This is a genomic window from Mycobacterium marseillense (assembly GCF_010731675.1).
GTDB classification, from domain to species: Bacteria; Actinomycetota; Actinomycetes; order Mycobacteriales; family Mycobacteriaceae; genus Mycobacterium; species Mycobacterium marseillense.
Map to the genome: position 1 here is coordinate 5,412,787 of NZ_AP022584.1, position 20,271 is coordinate 5,433,057.

General features: G+C 68.0%; 16 protein-coding genes and 1 tRNA gene. 13 read left to right on the forward strand and 4 right to left on the reverse strand.

Translation table 11 applies throughout. The features are described 5' to 3' along the window. Position 1: 1 nt before the first annotated feature. The 7 genes from G6N26_RS25270 (at position 2) to G6N26_RS25300 (ending at position 8,071) form a co-directional block, all read left to right on the forward strand. Positions 2–1,999, forward strand: coding sequence for an acetyl-CoA carboxylase biotin carboxylase subunit (locus G6N26_RS25270; protein WP_083015434.1), 1,998 nt, complete (start codon positions 2–4; stop codon positions 1,997–1,999). Further along, positions 1,996–3,162: an acyl-CoA dehydrogenase family protein gene (locus G6N26_RS25275; RefSeq protein WP_067171096.1), complete on the forward strand. Its 1,167-nt coding sequence runs from the start codon at positions 1,996–1,998 to the stop codon at positions 3,160–3,162. The genes G6N26_RS25270 and G6N26_RS25275 overlap by 4 nt, the downstream gene beginning before the upstream one ends. Continuing rightward, positions 3,159–3,668, forward strand: a complete 510-nt coding sequence (locus G6N26_RS25280) for a MaoC family dehydratase (RefSeq protein WP_067171099.1) — start codon at positions 3,159–3,161, stop codon at positions 3,666–3,668. Before G6N26_RS25275 ends, G6N26_RS25280 begins: the two co-directional genes overlap by 4 nt. Then, positions 3,665–4,486: an HpcH/HpaI aldolase/citrate lyase family protein gene (locus G6N26_RS25285; protein WP_067171101.1), complete on the forward strand. Its 822-nt coding sequence runs from the start codon at positions 3,665–3,667 to the stop codon at positions 4,484–4,486. The genes G6N26_RS25280 and G6N26_RS25285 overlap by 4 nt, the downstream gene beginning before the upstream one ends. A gap of 268 nt (positions 4,487–4,754) precedes the next feature. Then, positions 4,755–5,828, forward strand: a complete 1,074-nt coding sequence (gene pdhA, locus G6N26_RS25290) for a pyruvate dehydrogenase (acetyl-transferring) E1 component subunit alpha (RefSeq protein ID WP_232067631.1) — start codon at positions 4,755–4,757, stop codon at positions 5,826–5,828. 9 nt (positions 5,829–5,837) lie between these two features. Continuing rightward, the gene (bkdB, locus tag G6N26_RS25295) at positions 5,838–6,893 is read left to right on the forward strand and encodes a 3-methyl-2-oxobutanoate dehydrogenase subunit beta (RefSeq protein ID WP_083015442.1); all 1,056 of its coding nucleotides are present in this window, start codon (positions 5,838–5,840) and stop codon (positions 6,891–6,893) included. After that, positions 6,890–8,071 carry a dihydrolipoamide acetyltransferase family protein gene (locus G6N26_RS25300; protein ID WP_083015445.1) on the forward strand — a complete coding sequence of 394 codons (1,182 nt, stop codon included), beginning with the start codon at positions 6,890–6,892 and terminating at the stop codon, positions 8,069–8,071. Before bkdB ends, G6N26_RS25300 begins: the two co-directional genes overlap by 4 nt. A gap of 5 nt (positions 8,072–8,076) precedes the next feature. Here G6N26_RS25300 and G6N26_RS25305 read toward each other — a convergent pair whose 3' ends face one another. Together G6N26_RS25305 and G6N26_RS25310 are read right to left on the reverse strand one after the other, a co-directional pair. After that, positions 8,077–8,847: an enoyl-CoA hydratase gene (locus G6N26_RS25305; RefSeq protein ID WP_067171251.1), complete on the reverse strand. Its 771-nt coding sequence runs from the start codon at positions 8,845–8,847 to the stop codon at positions 8,077–8,079. A gap of 452 nt (positions 8,848–9,299) precedes the next feature. Further along, positions 9,300–9,710: a hypothetical protein gene (locus G6N26_RS25310; RefSeq protein ID WP_067171113.1), complete on the reverse strand. Its 411-nt coding sequence runs from the start codon at positions 9,708–9,710 to the stop codon at positions 9,300–9,302. 412 nt (positions 9,711–10,122) lie between these two features. Here G6N26_RS25310 and G6N26_RS25315 point away from each other — a divergent pair, with 412 nt between their 5' ends. Then, entirely contained in the window at positions 10,123–10,374 is a 252-nt protein-coding gene (locus tag G6N26_RS25315) for a hypothetical protein (RefSeq protein ID WP_139799086.1), read from the forward strand. Between the two features lie 150 nt (positions 10,375–10,524). On the opposite strand, the gene G6N26_RS25320 is transcribed toward G6N26_RS25315, so the two are convergent. Then, positions 10,525–10,737, reverse strand: a complete 213-nt coding sequence (locus G6N26_RS25320; protein WP_139799087.1) for a hypothetical protein — start codon at positions 10,735–10,737, stop codon at positions 10,525–10,527. Between the two features lie 40 nt (positions 10,738–10,777). Next, positions 10,778–10,851: transfer RNA gene (locus G6N26_RS25325), tRNA-Arg, on the reverse strand. Between the two features lie 186 nt (positions 10,852–11,037). Here G6N26_RS25325 and lipQ point away from each other — a divergent pair. From lipQ to G6N26_RS25350, 5 genes are all read left to right on the forward strand, one after another. Next, positions 11,038–12,285 (forward strand): esterase LipQ, encoded by a 1,248-nt coding sequence (gene lipQ / locus G6N26_RS25330; protein ID WP_083015448.1) that lies wholly within the window; start codon positions 11,038–11,040, stop codon positions 12,283–12,285. Positions 12,286–12,444: 159 nt separating this feature from the next. Next, a complete protein-coding gene (locus tag G6N26_RS25335) occupies positions 12,445–13,914 on the forward strand; it encodes a WS/DGAT/MGAT family O-acyltransferase (protein WP_139799088.1) in 1,470 nt (489 codons plus the stop codon). Beyond that, entirely contained in the window at positions 13,911–15,665 is a 1,755-nt protein-coding gene (locus G6N26_RS25340; protein WP_083015456.1) for an HAD-IB family hydrolase/lysophospholipid acyltransferase family protein, read from the forward strand. The genes G6N26_RS25335 and G6N26_RS25340 overlap by 4 nt, the downstream gene beginning before the upstream one ends. Then, on the forward strand, positions 15,662–18,016 hold the full coding sequence (locus G6N26_RS25345) for a glycerol-3-phosphate 1-O-acyltransferase (protein WP_083015459.1): 2,355 nt from the start codon (positions 15,662–15,664) through the stop codon (positions 18,014–18,016). Before G6N26_RS25340 ends, G6N26_RS25345 begins: the two co-directional genes overlap by 4 nt. Positions 18,017–18,044: 28 nt before the next feature. Next, entirely contained in the window at positions 18,045–20,120 is a 2,076-nt protein-coding gene (locus G6N26_RS25350; RefSeq protein WP_083015463.1) for a cytochrome c oxidase assembly protein, read from the forward strand. Positions 20,121–20,271: the final 151 nt, after the last annotated feature.

Consider the following 20,271-nt stretch of genomic DNA (forward strand, 5'->3'; position numbering starts at 1 on the left):
AGTGTTCGAGACAGTCTTAGTGGCAAACCGCGGCGAGATCGCGGTGCGGGTGATCCGGACGCTGCGCCGTCTGGGCATCCGGTCGGTGGCCGTCTACAGCGACCCCGACGCCGGCGCGAGGCACGTCCTCGAGGCCGACGAGGCGGTCCGGTTGGGACCCGCCGCGGCGCGCGAGAGTTACCTGAACATCGACAAGGTCGTCGACGCGGCCGTGCGCACCGGGTCTCAGGCGATCCACCCGGGATACGGATTCCTCTCCGAGAACGCCGATTTCGCGGCGGCGTGCGAGCGTGCCGGTGTCGTGTTCCTCGGGCCTCCCGCGCAGGCGATTCAGGTGATGGGCGACAAGATCACCGCGAAGAACGCGGTCGCCGCCTTCGACGTTCCGGTGGTCCCCGGCGTGGCCAAACCGGGGCTGAGCGACGACGCGCTGGTCGCAGCCGCCGACGAGGTCGGATACCCGGTCTTGATCAAGCCCTCGGCGGGCGGCGGCGGCAAGGGCATGCGCCTGGTAGAGGAGCCGGCGAAGCTGCGCGAGGCGCTGGTCAGCGCCCGGCGCGAGGCCGCCTCCGCGTTCGGCGACGACACGCTGTTTTTGGAACGGTTTGTGTTGCGCCCCAGGCATATCGAGGTGCAGGTGCTCGCCGACACGCACGGCAACGTCGTGCACCTCGGCGAGCGGGAGTGCAGCCTGCAGCGGCGCCACCAGAAGGTCATCGAGGAGGCGCCCTCCCCGTTGCTCGACGAGGTCACCCGGGCACGCATCGGGGCGGCCGCCTGCAACACCGCGCGCAGCGTCGACTACGTCGGCGCGGGCACGGTCGAGTTCATCGTCTCCGCCGACCGCGCGCAAGAGTTCTTCTTCATGGAGATGAACACCCGCCTGCAGGTGGAGCATCCGGTCACCGAGGCGGTCACCGGGCTGGACCTGGTGGAGTGGCAGTTGCGGGTCGCCGCCGGCGAGAAGCTGACGTTCGCCCAGGACGACATCGAACTGCGCGGGCACGCGATCGAGGCGCGGGTGTACGCGGAGGATCCGGCGCGCGGATTCCTGCCCACCGGCGGTCGGGTGCTGGGTGTCTTCGAACCCTCCGGCGACGGCGTGCGGGTCGACTCGTCGCTGCTGCCCGGCACGGTCGTCGGCAGCGACTACGACCCGATGCTGAGCAAGGTGATCGCCTACGGCGCCGACCGCGACGAGGCGCTGGAGAAACTCGACCGGGCACTGAGCCACACCGCAATCCTGGGCGTGCAGACCAATATCGAATTCCTGCGGTTCCTGCTCGCCGACGAGCGGGTGCGCGCCGGCGACCTGGACACCGCCCTGCTGGACGAGCGGCTGGCGGACTTCGCCCCGCTGCCGGCCCCCGATGACGTGCTCGCTGCGGCCGGCCTCTACCGGCAATCGGCCTTGGCATCTCGGGCGCGCCACTTCGCCGGCAATCCGTGGGCGGCACCCACCGGATGGCGCGTGGGCGGCAGCGCGGCTCCGGTTCGCACCGACATGCGCACCCCACTGCGCAGCGAGACGGTGTCGGTGTGGGGGCTTCCCGAGTCCGCCACGGTGCAGGTCGGTGACGGGGAGACCTGTTCGGCCGCTGTGCATGTCGAGCCGGCGCGGATGAGCGCGGTGATCGACGGCCTGCGCCGCGACTACCGCTGGGCCGAGGCCGACCGCCACCTGTGGATCGCCGACGAGCGGGGCACCTGGCACCTGCGCGAGGCCGAGGAGAACAAAATCCACCGTGCCGCGGGCGCGCAGCGGGCCGAGATCCTCAGCCCAATGCCGGGCAGCGTGATCGCCGTCCAAACCGCCTCCGGCACTGAGGTTTCCGAAGGCGACGTGGTGGTCGTCGTCGAGGCGATGAAGATGGAACACTCGCTGGCCGCACCGGTTTCCGGACAGGTGGAGGTGCTGGTCTCCGTGGGCGATCAGGTGACCGTGGATCAGGTGCTGGCCCGGTTGATCCCGGAAGAAGAAAGCAAGGACGAGACATGACCACATCCATCACCGCGGGGGCGCTGCCCAAGGAATACGAAGACCTTCGCGATACCGTCGCCGAGTTCGCGCGCACCGTCGTGGCACCGGTGTCGGCCAAACACGATGAGGAGCACAGCTTCCCGTACGAAGTCGTCGCCAAGATGGGGGAGATGGGCCTGTTCGGCCTGCCGTTCCCCGAGGAGTACGGCGGCATGGGTGGCGACTACTTCGCGCTGTCGCTGGCGCTCGAGGAGCTCGGCAAGGTCGACCAGTCGGTGGCGATCACGCTCGAGGCCGGCGTGGGATTGGGCGCGATGCCGATCTACCGGTTCGGCACCGAGGAACAGAAGCAGAAATGGCTGCCCGACCTGACCGCCGGCCGCGCGCTGGCCGGCTTCGGGCTCACCGAGCCCGGCGCGGGCTCCGACGCGGGGGGCACCCGTACCACCGCCCGCCTCGACAACGACGAGTGGGTGATCAACGGCAGCAAGCAATTCATCACCAATTCGGGGACCGACATCACCTCACTGGTCACTGTCACCGCCGTCACCGGCACCGTCGGGGCGGACAAGAAAGAGATCTCGACGATCATCGTGCCCAGCGGCACACCGGGATTCACCGTCGAGCCGGTCTACAGCAAGGTGGGCTGGAACGCGTCGGACACCCATCCGCTGAGCTTCGCCGACGCCCGGGTCGCGGAGGAGAACCTGCTGGGTGAGCGCGGACGGGGGTACGCGAACTTCCTGTCGATCCTGGACGAGGGTCGCATCGCGATCGCCGCGCTCTCGACCGGTGCGGCGCAGGGTTGCGTGGACGAGAGCGTCAAGTATTCCAAGGAGCGGCAGTCGTTCGGCCAGCCGATCGGCTCCTACCAGGCGATCAGCTTCAAGATCGCCCGCATGGAGGCGCGTGCTCACGTGGCCCGCACGGCGTACTACGATGCGGCTGCAAAGATGTTGGCGGGCAAGCCTTTCAAGAAGGAGGCGGCCATCGCGAAGATGATCGCCTCCGAGGCGGCGATGGACAACGCCCGCGACGCCACGCAGATCCACGGAGGGTATGGCTTCATGAACGAATATCCGGTGGCGCGTCACTACCGCGACAGCAAGATCCTCGAAATCGGTGAGGGCACCACCGAGGTGCAGCTGATGCTCATCGCTCGCTCGCTGGGCCTGTCGTGAGCGCGCCGGATCAAGCGGGCAAATCCGTTGAACAGCGGGGCCTGTGGTTCGAAGAGTTCGAGATCGGCACCACCTACCTGCACCGGCCCGGCCGCACAGTCACCGAAGCCGACAACGTCTTGTTCACCACGTTGACCATGAACACCCAGTCGCTGCACCTCGACGCGGCCTGGGCGGCCGAGCAGCCAGGCTTTCGGGGCGAGCGGCTGGTGAACTCCATGTTCACCCTCTCCACGGTGGTGGGGCTCTCGGTGTCGCAGCTGACGCTCGGCACCATCGTGGCCAACCTCGGCTTCTCCGAGGTGTCCTTCCCCAAGCCGGTCTTCCACGGTGACACCCTCTACGCCGAAACCGTGTGCACGGCCAAGCGCGAGTCGAAGAGTCGCCCGGGTGAGGGCATCGTCACCCTCGAGCACACCGGGCGCAATCAGCACGGCGACGTCGTCGCGCGCGCCGCGCGCACCACGCTGGTCCAAAAGCGCCCGGCCGACCAGGAGGCCCAGTGAACCTGCACGCCGCCGGCCCCGGATGGCTGTTCTGCCCGGCCGACCGTCCCGAACGTTTCGCGAAGGCCGCCGCCGCGGCCGACGTGGTGATCCTCGACCTCGAGGACGGGGTGGCCGAGGCGGACAAGCCCGCCGCCCGCAAGGCGCTGCAGGAGACGCCGCTGGACCCCGAGCGCACCGTCGTGCGCATCAACGCGGCCGACACCGCCGAATACCCCCGCGACCTCGAGGCCCTCGCCGGGACCGCCTACACCACGGTGATGCTGTCCAAGACGGAATCGGCGGCCCAGGTGGAGGCGTTGGCCCCGCGCGACGTGATCGCGCTGCTGGAGACGCCGCGCGGCGCGGTCTTCGCCACCGAAATCTCGGCGGCGCCGGGGACGGTCGCGCTGATGTGGGGCGCCGAGGACCTGGTCGCCACGCTCGGCGGTAGCTCCAGCCGCTGGGCCGACGGGACGTACCGCGACGTCGCGCACCACGTGCGGTCGACGGCGCTGCTCAACGCATCGACTTTCGGCCGGCTAGCGCTCGACGCCGTCCACCTGGACATCCGCGACCTCGACGGCTTGCGGGCCGAGGCCCAGGACGCCGTCGCGCTGGGGTTCGGCGGGACCGTGTGTATCCACCCCAGCCAGATCCCGGTGGTGCGCGAGGCGTATCGCCCCAGCGAGGACCGGCTGGACTGGGCGCGCCGGGTGCTGGTGGCCGCGCGCAGCGAGCGCGGGGTCTTCGCGTTCGAAGGGCAAATGGTTGACTCGCCGGTGCTCAAGCACGCGCAAATGACGTTGCGCAGGGCGGGCGAGACCCTCCCCGGCTGACCGTTGCGCCGTTCGGCGGCCCCGTCGCCCGGGCGCGCCGCTCGCTCGGCCGCGACACGCTCCGCAGTCTTCGCAATCAACGCGGTCTCTTCTCATTTGAGGGCATAATGGTGAATACGCCAGTGTCGCGGCGAGCGAAGCCTTTCGTGTAGCTGGCGATCGACTTCCGCTCGCGGTAGGTCTCGGCTGACCGTTTGCTGTGACCCGCTGTGGCTCGCGGGGCCACGCGGCACCCAGCGAGGGAGGCGGTGTGGCGCAGATGACTTTGATGCCCATGGCTGTCGACCTCGAACCGGTCCAACTCGTCGCCCCCGACGGCTCGCCGACGTCCGAACGCCGTTGCGGCCGTGACCTTCCCGCGGAGACGCTGAGCTGGCTCTACGAGTTGATGGTGGTGACTCGGGAACTCGACACCGAATTCGTGAACCTCAAGCGGCAGGGCGAACTGGGGCTCTTCGCGTCCTGCCGCGGTCAGGAAGCCGCCCAGATCGGCGCGGCGGCGTGCCTGCGCAAGACCGACTGGTTGTTTCCCCAATATCGGGAGCTGGGCGCCTTTTTGGTGCGCGGCATCCCGCCTGGGCACGTCGGGGCGGTGTGGCGCGGAACCTGGCATGGCGGCCTGGAATTCACCAAGAAGTGCTGTGCCCCGCTCTCGATTCCGATCGGCACCCAGACACTGCATGCCGTGGGCGCGGCGATGGCCGCCCAACGGCTGGGCGAGGATTCGGTGACGCTGGCCTTCCTCGGTGACGGCGCCACCAGCACGGGAGACGTGCACGAGGCGCTGAACTTTGCCGCCGTGTTCACCACGCCCTGTGTGTTTTTCGTGCAGAACAACCAGTGGGCGATCTCGACCCCGATCCACAAACAGACCGCCGCGCCATCGCTGGCGCACAAGGCCGTTGGCTATGGCATGCCCGGAATCCGGGTGGACGGCAATGACGTCCTGGCCTGCTACGCCGTGACGACCGAAGCCGCTGCGCGCGCCCGCGCCGGGGGCGGTCCGACGTTGATCGAGGCGATCACCTATCGCATGGGCCCGCACACCACCTCCGACGACCCCAGTCGATACCGGACGCAGGAAGAAGTCGATCACTGGGCGGCGCTGGATCCGATCCCGCGGTACCGCACCTACCTGCGGGCCCAGGGCGTGTGGTCAGAACGCTTGGAGGAACGAGTCATCGCCCGCGCGCAGCGGATGCGCACCGAACTGCGTGACGCGGTGGTCGATGCGCCCGATTTCGACATCGACGAGGTATTCACCGCGGTGTACGCCGACATCACGCCGGAACTACAGACGCAACGACAGCAGCTGCGGACCGAACTCGACCGAAGTGATTGAGAGGCGTCAATGACTCAGCTCGCTGATCGTCCCGCCGGCCACGACGAAACACTGACCGCGGCACTGGAAAACGTTGCGTTCGGTTCGCAGTCGTTGACCATGGTGCAGGCGCTCAACCGCGCCCTGCACGACGCGATGGCCGCCGACGACCGGGTGCTGGTGTTCGGCGAGGACGTCTCGGTGGCGGGCGGGGTGTTCCGTGCGACAGAGGGACTGGCCGGGGCGTTCGGCGAGAGCCGCTGCTTTGACACGCCACTGGCGGAGTCCGCCATCATCGGGATCGCGGTGGGGCTGGCGTTGCGCGGCTTCGTGCCCGTGCCCGAGATCCAGTTCGACGGATTTTCCTACGCGGCCTTCGACCAAGTGGTCAGCCACTTGGCGAAGTACCGCACCCGTACCCGCGGCGAGATCAACATGCCGGTAACCGTCCGCATCCCGTCGTTCGGGGGAATCGGTGCCGCGGAACATCATTCGGATTCGACCGAGTCGTACTGGGGGCACACCGCCGGATTGAAGGTGGTGGTGCCGTCCAACCCCGCCGATGCGTACTGGCTGCTACGCCACGCGATCGCCTGCCCGGATCCGGTCATGTACCTGGAGCCCAAGCGGCGTTACCAGGGCCGCGGCCTCGTCGACGTCACTCGGCCCGAACCGCCGATCGGGCGAGCGATGGTGCGCCGGCCGGGCACCGACGTCACCGTGGTGACCTACGGCAGCCTGGTCGGTACGGCCGTGGGTGCCGCCGAAGAGGCCCAGCGCCAACGCGGTTGGAGCCTGGAGGTCATCGACCTGCGGTCATTGGTGCCCCTGGACTTCGACACCATCGCCACGTCGATCCACCGGACCGGGCGCTGCGTGGTGATACACGAGGGGCCGCGCAGCCTGGGGTTCGGAGCTGAGCTGGCCGCCCGCATTCAAGAGGAGATGTTTTACGAGCTGGAGGCGCCGGTGTTGCGCGCGTGCGGATTTGACACTCCCTACCCGCCGGCCCGGTTGGAGAAGTGGTGGTTGCCCGGCCCCGACCGGCTGCTGGATTGCGTCGAGCGCGCATTGGAACAGCCATGACCGGCCCGGCCGCGGAAGAGCGGGTCAAGCCGTTTCGGGTCCCCGACCTCGGCGAGGGACTGGAAGAAGTGACGGTGACGCACTGGAACGTCGCGGTGGGCGACGACGTCGAACTCAACCAGGTGTTGTGCACGGTGGAGACCGCCAAGGCCGAGGTGGAGATTCCCAGCCCGCACGCCGGTCTGGTCGTCGAAATCAACGGCGCCGAGGGTGACGTGCTCGAGGTGGGAGCGGTACTGGTGCAGATCGATACGGCACCGCGCAGCGGCGCGTTGCCGGCAGCCGAGGTGCAGCCGCCCACACTCGTCGGTTATGGCGCCGATGCTGGCGTCGACAGCAGCCGGCGGGCTGGCCGTCCTCGGGCCGCCCCTCCGGTGCGCAAACTGGCCAAGGAATTGATGGTGGACCTGGCCTCGTTGCCGCACAGCGCCGGCGCCATCATCACCCGCGAGGATGTGCTGTCGGCGGCTGGCGGGACCGGAAACGGGGCCGATGTCCGATCGGTTCATGGTGTGCAGGCCCGGATGGCGGAAAGAATGATCCTGTCGCACAAGGAGATTCCCGCGGCGAAGGTCACCGTCGAGGTGAACTGCGCGGAGTTGGTGCGGCTGTCCGACCGGCTCCGCGCGACGGATCAGAATATTACGCCTTTCGTACTGACGCTGCGACTGCTGGTCATCGCGTTGCGCCACAACGAGATTCTGAACTCGACCTGGGTCGACTCCCCGCAGGGCCCGCAGCTGCGCGTCGACCACCGCGTGCACCTGGGCATCGCTGCGGCCACGGAACGGGGCCTGCTCGTCCCAGTGCTCGCCGACGCTCACACCAAAGCGTTGCGCGAACTAGCTGCTCGCGCAGGCGAATTGATCGCCGGCGCGCGTGCGGGCACCCTGACCCCGGCGGAGCTGAGGGGTTCGACGTTCACCGTGTCGAACTTCGGAGCGCTGGGGGTGGACGACGGCGTGCCGGTGATCAATCATCCCGAGGCGGCCATCCTCGGATTGGGAGCGATCAAGCCGCGGCCGGTGGTTGCCGGCGCCGAGATCGTGGTGCGCCCGACGATGTGGCTGACCTGTGTGTTCGATCACCGCATCGCCGACGGCGCACAGGCGGCCCGATTCACCTGCGAGTTAAGGGATTTGCTCGAGTCACCCGATACCGCGCTGCTGGATTTGTAACCCCGCTACTTGCGTTGCGCCGCGGCCAATCGCTGCGCGAATTCGGGTGATTGGATCGAGTGGGCTTGCGGCCCGAGCTCGGCGCGCATGGCCTGCTGGTGTTGCTCGTGATCGAGCGACCCCGGACTGATCGTGGCGCGCATGGTCGCCTTGGTCGCCAGCACCACCTCGCGCGGCGCCGCCGCGGGCCCGGCGGCCAGTTCCAGCGCCGCGGCCACCGGATCGTCGGCGACACTGAGCGCCAGGCCATGGCGCACCGCGGCGTCAGCATCGAAGCGCATGCCAAAGAGCAGGGCCGCGCGGGCGACCTGTGGGCCCACCCCGCGCTGCAGCATCCAGGTCGCGCCCCCGCCTGGGTGGAGCCCCAGCTTCTGGAACCGCGCATCGAACAGCGCGGCGGGTCCGGCGATGCGCACGTCGGCCGCCAGGGCCAGATTCAGACCAGCGCCGACGGCCGCGCCGTTGACCGCGGCGATGGTGGGGAGCCGGCAACTACCGATGGCCATGAAGCCGTCGTAAAGCTGCTGAAGGCCGGTCTCGGCAGCCCCGCCGCCCGCGGCCCCCAGGGCACTGAGGTCTGCGCCCGCGCAAAACGCCTTGCCGGCTCCCGTGACCACCACGGCGTGCACGCCGGGATCGGCTTCAACCCGCTCGACGGCCTCGCGCAGCAGCCCCGACATCTCGGCGGTCACCGCGTTGCGCCGGTCGGGATCGTTGACGGTGACGAGCGCGACGCGGTTGTCGACGTCGAGCAAGACCAGATCGGACTGGGCCATATTGGGCACCTCCGGCATTGGGTTGGGGTTGCGGGTCCGCCTGAGCCGCCGGTTCGTTCGGCGGCGGCGTGACGGGCGAGGTAAGGGTACTGCGCGGCCTGTTGTGTGGCTCGGCCGGTGTGAACGCCATTAGCGGGGGACGCAGGAAAGGGCTCCACAGACAAACATCGGCGATCGGTCGTATTGGACATCTCCGCGGCCGGCCGCCATTCACCGCCGACCTGAGTTCCCGCGGACTGAAGTGGCGCAACGCGCCAATCCTTGCGGGTGCGCGAGGGAAGTCGGAACCTACAACGAATGCTGTGTTTATCAAAACGTTATGTGCGACTTTTGGGACTCGTCGTCTAATCTGCGGAAAGACCTGCGCAAACGCGTGACCTGCCGACCCCGGCGCGGATCCGGGCAGCGTCCGTCACCGGCTCGCTCGGGACTAGCGCGGATGTGCGAAAGACTTAGGACTCCGGTTTCGCCAACTTCTTAGCCAGCTCATTGAGTTCGGCCTGACGCTCACGCACCGCACACGCCCGCTGATCGAAGCCCGCCCCCTGCAGGACGGGCCTCGGCAGCGCATTGCTACGCAACTTGATGTTCGCGTAATGAATTGCAGCATCGATCATTTCGATGTAGTGCTCCGCATCATGCTCCGAGCACGAGCCCTCGATCCGCTGGACTTCGTCCCAGCACGGATAGGAGGAGTAGCGGGCGTCAAGTTGCTGCTGCGATACCTGAGATCCGAAGTAACATCGCCAGTCTCGGCTCAGCCAGCCTCTCGTCTTCACTTCGACTTTGATTCGACTACCCACGCCGGCTATGAACCTCGGCTCTCCGACACGGACTACCGGCTGCCAGTCATTCGACGCCATATATCGCCAACCCCTCGAAGAGAAGACGCCCTAACTAATGATCTCCCCGAGGGCGTCAACTGCTCGTCACGACACGCTGTTCCCAGAATACTGAATCTGCAAACTTTGGATAGTCACTTTGGGTGATCCCGGGATCCCGACCGTATGCGGGCCAGCCGAATGGTCATTACCGCCGGTTCTAAGGGTGCGCTTTGTGGCCGTTTGATTTCGCCTCGGAATAGCGCCGTGACCTGCATCACTACGCCATTCTGCGCGCGTTGCCGGGCGCGCCGGCCCCTCGGCCGCAGCGTGCGTAGCGGGCCGCCGCGAGACGCGCGACCAAGGATCCATACAGATTCCGCCAAGGCCCACACCGCACGCTCATTTCGGCTCGCGAGAGCACCCATTCGGCATCGACGCCAGGAGCAAAACCATGAGGACTGCGGCAGACAAACGGACAGACGATCGGCGGCTCGGATACCTGCGCCTGATGCTGGTCTCCGCCACGACGGCCGGGCTTATCGGTCTGGGCGTCGGCGTTGCTCACGTCCATCGACCGGCGGGCGGCCGGCCCTGTTCCGTGCCGAGTGCGACGACGCAGGACGCGTCCGGCGTGGTGCTGTCGTGCAATCCGGCGCGGACTGGAGATGGAGAAGCGATGTGGCAGTATGTCGCGGCGCACTGAGGTCACAACGACAACTGGCGCAACAGGTTTTGATGCTCACGGTTGGTTCGACGACCGCCTGGACAACGACGAACGGGCGCCACCAACCGGCGACGCGCCGCGGCCGACCTCGGCGCCGCCGCGGATTTTCTGCTGTTTCCGCGGACACCGTCACGGGAAAAGCCGGCCGGGCTTACGCTCTCCAGCTATGACCAGGGGGAAGAAAATCGTGTTCGCGCTGGTGCTCGCGTTCGCCGTCTCGACGACGTCGGTGAGCTGCATACCTATTGACATACCGACCTGCCCGGCGGGCGGCGGTCCGGTGGGCTGCTGATCACCAGCGCAGTAGGGCGGAAACGATCCGTCCTCGGCTGCCGGCGTCATGGCGGGATTCCCACGCCGCCCGCGGATTTGGCCCTGCCGGCGCCCCCGGCAGGATTCGAACCTGCGACCTAGGGATTAGAAGGCCCTTGCTCTATCCACCTGAGCTACGGAGGCAACGTGCAGGTCAGTCTATCCAACCGCACCCGCCGGCCCGATTACCCGGCGCCACGCGCGCGAAAAGCCTTCCCGCGCCGCGTTTATCGGTTATCGTGATGGACCTCGACACACGTACAACATCGGCCGGCAATCGGCCGTTAACCGCAGCGAGGCGTGTGCCTAACGTCGAGGGGTGACGTTGTCATGAGCGTGGCCAGTGACCTGACTTCGCGCTGTTCGTGGGCCGGCGCCCAGGCATCACGCCTGGCGGCCGACGCCCGGGTCGCCTATCAGGCCGGCAGCCTGCTGCTGCGCGGCGGCCCACTCGCGCTGGGCTTTTTCACCGGCTGGCTTTCCACGGAGTTTCCGCCGCACGTCGTCACCGGTCACGCGCTGTCGCGGGTCGCGCATCCCTCGATCGGCCGGGTCGGCAAGACGTGGGCCGCCCAGCGGGCGGATCAAACCCTCACCACCGCGCTCGAGGAGTCGTTCGGCCCCGACTTCCGTGAGCAGGTATGTCACCCGACCACCGTGGGCACGGTATGCGCCCCGCGCGGTGGCCTGCTGGGCAGGCCGGGCCCGCACCGCCGGTATGCGGCACAGACTTCCGACATCTCCTACGGCCCCCGCGGCCGCGACAACCTGCTCGACATCTGGCGGCGCGACGACCTGGCGCCCGGGTGCCGGGCGCCGGTGCTGATCCAGGTGCCGGGCGGGGCGTGGGCGTTGAACGGCAGGCGCCCGCAGGCCTACACGCTGATGAGCCGCATGGTCCAACTCGGCTGGATCTGCGTGTCGATCGACTACAGCAAGAGCCCGCGCAGCGCCTTTCCCGCCCATCTCATCGACGTCAAGCGGGCGATCGCTTGGGTCCGGGAGAACATCGCCGACTACGGCGGCGACCCCGACTTCATCGCGATCACCGGCGGGTCGGCCGGCGGGCACCTGGCCTCCCTGGCGGCACTCACCCCGAACGATCCCGATTTTCAGCCCGGTTTCGAAGACGCCGACACCACTGTCCAGGCGGTCGCCCCCTACTACGGCGTCTACGACTTCACCGACTTCGAGAACATGCACGAACTGATGCTGCCGTTCCTGGAGCAGTTCGTGGTCAAGGCCTGCTACGCCGACGAGCCCGAGCGGTTCACCGCGGCGTCGCCCATTTCCTATGTGCACCGCGAAGCGCCGCCGTTCTTCGTGCTGCACGGCGAGAAAGACGAACTGGTTCCCAGTGGTCAGGCCCGCGCCTTCTGCGCGGCGCTGCGCGCGGCCGGTGCCGCCACGGTGGCGCACGCCGAACTGGCCAACGCGCATCACGCTTTCGACATCACCCCGACGGTTCGGTCGCGGCTGGCCGCCGACGCCGTCGCCGATTTCCTGGGTGTCGTCTACGGGCGGCGCGTCAGCTCGGTCCTGGATTCGCTGCCGCTGTCGGCCACTTCCGCGAGTTGAGAGCGAGTTGACGGCCGGCTGAGCGCGCGGCCGAAGTCCTCGCCGCTCCTTTCACCAGCGGGGTAACCCGGCTAGCGTTGTGGTGACCATCAGGGTTCGCGGAGCCGAGGCGGGAGGCGTGATCGACGGTGACAAGGTTGGTTCGTCGAGTTGATGACCATGACTGAGTCCGTCGAGGCGATCAGATTGTCCGACGAACTCGGCCCCGTCGACTACCTCATGCATCGGGGTGAAGCGAATCCCCGCACCCGGTCCGGGATCATGGCGCTCGAGCTGTTGGACACCACCCCGGACTGGCAGCAGTTCCGGGCCCGGTTCGAAAACGCCTCCCGGCGGGTGTTGCGTTTGCGGCAAAAGGTGGTCGTGCCGACCTTGCCGACGGCGGCGCCGCGCTGGGTGGTCGATCCCGATTTCAACCTGGATTTCCATGTGCGCCGGGTGCGCGTGTCCGAGCCCGGCACGCTGCGTGACGTCTTCGACCTCGCCGAGGTCATCCTGCAATCACCGATGGACATCTCCCGGCCGCTGTGGACGGCCACCCTGGTCGAAGGCTTGGCCGACGGGAAAGCGGCGACCCTGCTGCATGTCAGCCACGCCGTCACTGACGGCGTGGGCGGGGTCCAGATGTTCGCCGAGATCTATGACCTCGAGCGCGATCCGCCCGCCAAGCCGACGCTGCCGCTGCCCATCCCGCAGGACCTGTCGTCGAATGACCTGATGCGCCAAGGCATTAACCACCTACCGCTTGCTGTGGTCGGTGGTGTGCTGGGTGCGCTGTCCGGGGCGGTGTCGGCGGCGGGGCGAGCGGTGCTGGAACCGGCGGCCGCCGTCTCGGGGATCGTCGGGTACGCCATGTCGGGCATGCGGGTGCTCAACCGGGCTGCCGAACCGTCGCCGCTGCTGCGCCGGCGCAGCTTGACCACCCGCACCGAGGCGATCGACATTCCGCTCTCCGACTTGCACAAGGCCGCCAAAGCCGGTGGCGGATCGATCAACGACGCTTACCTCGCCGGGCTGTGTGGGGTGTTGCGCCGCTACCACGAGGCATTCGGCGTGCCGATCAGCACGCTGCCGATGGCGGTGCCGGTCAACCTTCGGGCCGAAGCGGACAACGCCGGCGGCAACCGGTTCACCGGTGTCAATCTGGCCGCGCCGATCGGTACCGCCGACCCGGTCTCCCGGATGAAGAAGATCCGCGCGCAGATGACCCAGCGTCGCGACGAGCCCGCGATGAACATCATCGGTTCGATGGCGCCGGTGCTCAGCGTCTTGCCCACCGCGGTGCTGGAAGGACTCACCGGCTCGGTGATCGGATCGGACGTGCAGGCCAGCAATCTGCCGGTGTTTCCGGGAGACACCTACCTCGCTGGCGCAAAAGTGTTGCGGCAGTACGGCATCGGCCCGCTGCCTGGGGTGGCGATGATGGTGGTGCTGATCTCGCGGGGCGGGTGGTGCACCATCACGGTGCGCTACGACAGGGCTGCGGTGCGCAACGACGCGCTGTTCGCCCAGTGCCTGCTGGACGGTTTCGACGAAATCCTGGCGCTGGCCGGCGATCCGCCCCCGCGCGCGGTGCCCGCGTCGTTCACCGAGTCGGCCGTGTCGTCTCGATCGGCGTCGGGCTCATGAGCGCCTCCGAAGAGCGGGCCGACCGCACCCCGGACAGCGGGGCGGACATGCGGCTGCCCGGCTCGGTGGCCGAGATCATGGCCAGCCCCGCCGGGGCGAAGATCGGCGCGTTTTTCGACCTGGACGGCACCTTGGTCGCCGGGTTTACCGCCGTCATCCTGACCCAGGAGCGGCTGCTGCGCCGCGACATGGGCGTGGGGGAGTTGCTCGGCATGGTCCAGGCCGGTCTGAGTCACACCCTGGGGCGCATCGAATTCGAGGCCCTCATCGGTAAGGCGGCTGCCGCGCTGACCGGCCGGCTGCTCGACGACTTGGACGAGATCGGCGAGCGGATGTTCGTCCAGCGGATCGAGTCGCGGATCTACCCGGAGATGCGCGAGCTGGTGCGCGCTCACATGGCCCGCGGACACACCGTGGTGCTCAGCTCGTCGGCGCTGACCATCCAGGTCAACCCGGTGGCGCGGTTCCTAGGGATCCCCAACACGCTCACCAACAAGTTCGAGACCAACGAAGACGGCATGCTCACCGGTGGTGTCGAGAAGCCGATCCTGTGGGGGCCGGGCAAAGCCGCTGCGGTGCAACGCTTTGCCGCCGAGCACGACATCGATCTCAAGGACAGTTACTTCTACGCCGACGGCGACGAGGACGTCGCGTTGATGTATCTGGTCGGCAATCCGCGGCCGACGAATCCCGAAGGCAAGATGGCCGCGGTGGCCAAACGTCGCGGCTGGCCGATTCTGCGGTTCAGCAGCCGTGGCCCGGTGGGTCTGAGACGGCAGGTGCGCACGCTGGCCGGACTCGGCTCGATCGTCCCCGTCGGGGCCGGCGCGGTGGCGATGGGTGTGCTGACCGGTAGCCGGCGGCGTGGCGCCAATTTCTTTACCTCCGTGTTCTCCCAAACGGTGCTCGCGACCACCGGCGTACACCTCAACGTTGTCGGGAAAGAGAATCTGACCGCGCAGCGCCCGGCCGTTTTTATCTACAACCACCGCAACCAGGTCGACCCGGTCATCGCGGGTGCGCTGGTGAATGACAACTGGGTTGCCGTGGCCAAGAAGGAACTACAGAAGAATCCGGTCATGGCCCTGCTCGGTAAGGCGCTGGACGGGGTGTTCATCGACCGAGACGACTCCGCCTCGGCACTGGAGACGATGCGCACCGTCGAAGAGAGAGCCAAGAACGGGCTTTCCATTCTGATGGCTCCGGAGGGCACCCGGCTGGACACCACCGAGGTCGGCCCCTTCAAGAAAGGCCCGTTCCGTCTCGCGATGGCCGCGGGCATCCCGATCGTCCCGATCGTGATCCGCAACGCCGAGCTCGTGGCCGCGAGGAACTCGGCGATCATCAACCCGGGCACGGTCGACGTCGCGGTCTTTCCTCCGATCTCGGTGCAGCACTGGACACTTGACACGCTGGACGAGCGCATCGCCGAGGTGCGCCAGCTGTATCTGGACACGCTCGCCAACTGGCCCGTTAAAGAGCTAGGCGAACTGCCGGAGGTCGACCTCTACGCCGAGAAGAAGGCGGCCGCCAAAGCCCGCAGCCGGAGCACCAAAACCACCGCGAAGAAGGCGGCGGCGAAAAAGACCCCGGGCAAATCGGCGGGTAAGCCCCGCGCGAAAAAGGCTGCGCCCAAGTCGAATCCGAACGAATCCGAGGTTGCTCTCAAAGACGGTGAGGTACAACAGCCCACCGCGGACGGCACCCTCGGCGCCGAAGCACCGGAGTCGCCACCCCGAGGGCATTCGTGACCGAACCGGCGGCTGATACCAGCGCCATCCTCGCCGGAACCGACTCGCTGGTCTTGGCGTCGATGGCCTCGCCGGTCGAGATGGAACTGGTCACGACGTGGCTGGATCAGCAGCGTGCCGGCCGCCCGGGCGCGAACTTCGACCTGGTCACGCTGCCCGCGCTCGACTCGCCGCCGGAAACGATGACATCCCTGGCCGAGCAACTCGAGTCCGGAGACGACCGTTCGATCGTGCCGGTGCGGGTGTTCTGGCTGCCCCCGCCCGATCGCGGGCGGCTAGCGAGGCTGGCGGGGCTGCTGCCCGGCCGAGATCCTTACCACCCCAACGAACGCCTGCAAGCGCAGATCCTGCGCGACGCCCCCCAGCGGGCACGGGTGGTGGCCGGTGAAGCGGCCACGGTCTCCGAACTCCGCCGGCAGTGGCGCGACACCACCGTCGGCGACGACAAGAGCGACTTCGCCCAATTCGTGATCCGGCGCGCCATCTTGGCGATGGAACGCGTCGAGTACCGGATCCTCGGGCCGCAGTACAAGTCTCCGCGGCTGGTGAAACCGGAGATATTGGCCTCCAACCGGTTTCGTGCCGGTCTGGCCAGGATTCCGGGCGCAACCGTCGACGAAGCCGGAAAAATGCTCGACGAACTCGCCACGGGGTGGAGCAGGGCATCGGTCGACCTCGTCTCGGTTCTCGGCAGGATGCTCAGCCGGGGGTTCGATCCCGAAATCGACTACGACGGCTATCAGGTCGCGGCGATGCGTGCCGGTCTGGAAGCCCACCCGGCGGTGCTGTTGTTCTCGCACCGGTCTTACATCGACGGTGCGGTGGTGCCGGTGGCGATGCAGGAGAACCGGTTACCGCCGGTGCACGTGTTCGCCGGTATCAACCTGTCGTTCGGGGCGATGGGCCCGCTGCTAAGGCGTTCCGGCGTCATCTTCATCCGCCGCAACATCGGCAACGATCAGCTCTACAAGTACGTGCTGCGTGAATACGTCGGCTACATCGTCGAAAAGCGGTTCAACCTGAGCTGGTCCATCGAGGGAACCCGCTCGCGCACCGGCAAGATGCTGCCCCCCAAGCTCGGCCTGCTGGCCTACGTCGCCGACGCGTACCTGGATGGCCGCAGCGAAGACATTCTGCTGCAACCGGTCTCGATCAGCTTCGATCAGCTGCACGAGACCGCCGAATACGCCGCTTACGCTCGCGGTGGTGAGAAGACTCCCGAAGGCGTCGGCTGGTTGTACAACTTCATCCGGGCGCAGGGCGAACGCAACTACGGCAAGATCTACGTCCGGTTTCCCGAAGCCGTGTCGATGCGCCAGTACCTGGAGGCACCGCACGGCCCGCTGACGCAGGATCCTGACGCCAAAAGGCTGGCGCTGCAGAAGATGTCATTCGAGGTCGCCTGGCGGATCCTGCAGGCGACGCCGGTGACGGCGACGGGTCTGGTGTGCGCATTGCTGCTGACCACGCGCGGGGCGGCGTTGACCCTGGGCCAGCTGCATCACACCCTGCAGGACTCGCTGGACTACCTGGAGCGCAAACTAAACCCCATGTCCACCAGCGCCTTACGACTACGCACGCACGACGGCGTGCGTGCGGCCGTCGACGCGCTGTCCAACGGCCACCCCATCACCCGGGTCGACGGCGGCCGGGAACCGGTGTGGCGGATCGCGCCCGAGGAGCAACACGCCGCCGCCTTCTACCGCAACTCAGTGATCCATGCCTTCCTGGAAACTTCGATCGTCGAGCTCGCTTTGGCGCACGCCCGCCACGCCGAGGGCGACCGGATGGAGGCCTTCTGGACCCAGGCAATGCGACTGCGCGATCTGCTGAAATTCGACTTCTATTTCGCGGACTCGGCAACGTTCCGGGACAACATCGCCGAAGAGATGGCGTGGCACAACAATTGGGAAGCCCACGTCGCCGCCGGCGGTGAGGAGATCGAGGCGCTGCTGTTCGCCAAGCGTCCGCTGATGGCCGACGCGATGTTGCGGGTGTTCTTCGAGGCCTACGAGATCGTCGCCGACGTGCTGCGCGACGCCCCGGCGGACATCGGGCACAAGGAACTGACCGACTTGGCGTTGGGCGTCGGGCGGCAGTATGTGGCGCAGACCCGGGTCCGCAGCAGCGAATCGGTGTCGACGTTGCTGTTCGCCACCGCGCGCCAGGTTGTCGACGATCAGGACCTGATCGCCCCCGCCCCGGACCTGGCCGAACGGCGGGGGGCATTCCTGCACGAACTGCGCGACATCCTGCAGGACTCCAACTACGTCGGACGGATCGCGCGCGACCAGTTCGTGGCCCGCGAGCTCAAGGCTCGTCAGGACCGGCTGGACAGCCAAACGCTTTAGCCGGCGCACCCGCCCATACCCTGGGTGTATGACCGTCGCCCCGCCTGCCGGCAAGGCCCCGGCCGAGACCGCCCCCCAGCGCCGCGCGTTGGTGTGGCCGGTGCTGGCCGGCGTCGCCGTGCTGGCGGGCTGCACGGCGGCCGGTATCGGGACGCTCTCGCTGGCAAGCGCGTTGACCGCGACGGGCCTGCCCGACCCGGGCCCGGTCACGACCCTGGGGTTGCCGTTCGTTCGCGCGGCGGGGGAGATCGCCGCGGTGCTCGCGGTCGGGTCTTTCCTGTTCGCCGCCTTCCTGGTGCCGCCGCAACGCAGCGGTGTCCTCGACGCCGACGGCTACCGGGCGCTGCGGTTGGGGACCGTCGCGTCGGGGGTGTGGGCGGTGTGCGCCGCCCTGCTGGTCCCGCTGACCATCTCCGACGTGTCCGGTCACGCGGTCGTCGACATCAGCCCGGCGCGGATGTGGTCGTTGGCGGGCCTGATCGCTACCGCCTCGGCCTGGCGCTGGACGGCGATCCTGGCCGCCGCGATCACGGTCGCGAGCCTGTCGGTGCTGCGCTGGTCGTGGACGCCGGTGTTGGTCGCCGCGGCGGTGCTGACGCTGATCCCGCTCGGCCTGACCGGGCATTCGTCGGCCGGCGGCTCGCACGACCTGGCCACCAACGGCCTGCTGATCCACCTGGTCGCCGCCAGCCTATGGGCAGGCGGCCTGCTCGCATTGCTCGCCCACGCCCTGCGCGGCGGCGCGCATACCGCGCTGGCGGCGCGGCGTTTCTCGTCCATCGCCCTGTGGTGCTGGGTGGCGATGGCGTTGAGCGGGCTGGTCAACGCCCTGGTGCGCGTCCAGCCGGGCGACCTGCTCACGACCGGCTATGGGCGCCTGGTGGTCGCCAAATTCGTCGCGCTGTGCCTGTTGGGTGGCGTCGGCTGGCGCCAGCGGCGCGTGAGTGTGGTTGCGCTGCAAGCAGATCCGAGCCCGCCGCGGGGCCGTGCCGCGCTGGCGAGGCTGGCGCTGATCGAGGCCGCGCTCTTCGGCCTCACGTTCGGCATCGCCGTCGGGCTGAGCCGCACCGCGCCGCCACCGCCCCCGGCCCGGCTGCCGTCGATCCCCGAAGCCGAGATCGGTTACGACTTCGACGGGCCCCCGACCGTGGCGCGCATTCTCTTCGACTGGCGCTTCGACCTGATCTTCGGCACCGCGGCCATCGTCTTCGCCGCGCTGTACGTGGCCGGCCTGGTGCGGCTGCGCCGGCGCGGCGACAGGTGGCCGCCGGGCCGGACCCTTTCCTGGCTGCTCGGCTGCCTGACCTTGCTGTTCGTGACGTCCTCGGGTGTCGGCCGCTACATGCCGGCGATGTTCAGCATGCACATGGTGGTCCACATGTGCCTGTCGATGCTGGTGCCGATCCTGTTGGCGCTCGGCGCCCCGGTCACCCTGGCGTTGCGGGCGCTGCCCGCGGCCGGGCGTGACGAACCGCCGGGCATGCGCGAGTGGCTGCTGGCCGCGCTGCACAGCCGCTTCTCGCGGTTCCTCACCAACCCGGTGGTGGCCACCGTGCTGTTCGTCGCCGGGTTCTACGGGCTATACCTGTCCAATCTCTTCGACATCACCGCGAGCAGTCACGCCGGGCACTTGGCGATGAACCTGCACTTCCTGTTGAGCGGCTACCTGTTCTATTGGGTGGTGATCGGGGTGGACCCGACGCCGCGGCCGATCCCGCCGCTGGCCAAGGTGGCGGTGGTGTTCGCCTCGTTGCCGCTGCACGCGTTCTTCGGGGTGGTGCTGATGGGCACCAAGAAGGTGCTCGGCGAAGGCTATTACCGGTCGCTGGGTCTGAGCTGGCACACCGACCTGCTGGGAGATCAGCGACTCGGCGGCGGCATCGCCTGGTCGGCGGGGGAATTCCCGCTGGTGATCGTGATGCTGGCGCTGCTCGTGCAATGGGCTCGCAGCGACCGTCGCACCGCCAAACGCCTGGACCGAGCCGCCGACCGCGACGACGACGCCGAGCTGGCGGCCTACAACGCGATGCTCAGCCGGCTGGCGCGTGGCGAGGCGCCGGGACCACGTGCGGGTAAGCGGGATGAGGAATCCGCGACCGGCTAACCGTAGTGGTAGCGGGCCTGAGAATCTGCAGGTCATCGCCGACGACGCGGTAGACGTGTCGGTGTTCCTCGGTAATCCGCCGAGACCCTGCAGGTAGTCGTCCCCGCGCCATGCGGGCGGATCAATCCACAGTCGCGGGTTCTTCCACAGG

Coding starts and splice junctions, on each gene's coding strand:
- G6N26_RS25275 (WP_067171096.1), top strand. CDS start 1,996: ATGACCACATCCATCACCGCGGGGGCGCTGCCCAAGGAATACGAAGAC.
- pdhA (WP_232067631.1), top strand. CDS start 4,755: ATGCCCATGGCTGTCGACCTCGAACCGGTCCAACTCGTCGCCCCCGAC.
- bkdB (WP_083015442.1), top strand. CDS start 5,838: ATGACTCAGCTCGCTGATCGTCCCGCCGGCCACGACGAAACACTGACC.
- G6N26_RS25300 (WP_083015445.1), top strand. CDS start 6,890: ATGACCGGCCCGGCCGCGGAAGAGCGGGTCAAGCCGTTTCGGGTCCCC.
- G6N26_RS25305 (WP_067171251.1), bottom strand. CDS start 8,847: ATGGCCCAGTCCGATCTGGTCTTGCTCGACGTCGACAACCGCGTCGCG.
- G6N26_RS25310 (WP_067171113.1), bottom strand. CDS start 9,710: ATGGCGTCGAATGACTGGCAGCCGGTAGTCCGTGTCGGAGAGCCGAGG.
- G6N26_RS25315 (WP_139799086.1), top strand. CDS start 10,123: ATGAGGACTGCGGCAGACAAACGGACAGACGATCGGCGGCTCGGATAC.
- G6N26_RS25320 (WP_139799087.1), bottom strand. CDS start 10,737: ATGACGCCGGCAGCCGAGGACGGATCGTTTCCGCCCTACTGCGCTGGT.
- lipQ (WP_083015448.1), top strand. CDS start 11,038: ATGAGCGTGGCCAGTGACCTGACTTCGCGCTGTTCGTGGGCCGGCGCC.
- G6N26_RS25335 (WP_139799088.1), top strand. CDS start 12,445: ATGACTGAGTCCGTCGAGGCGATCAGATTGTCCGACGAACTCGGCCCC.
- G6N26_RS25340 (WP_083015456.1), top strand. CDS start 13,911: ATGAGCGCCTCCGAAGAGCGGGCCGACCGCACCCCGGACAGCGGGGCG.
- G6N26_RS25350 (WP_083015463.1), top strand. CDS start 18,045: ATGACCGTCGCCCCGCCTGCCGGCAAGGCCCCGGCCGAGACCGCCCCC.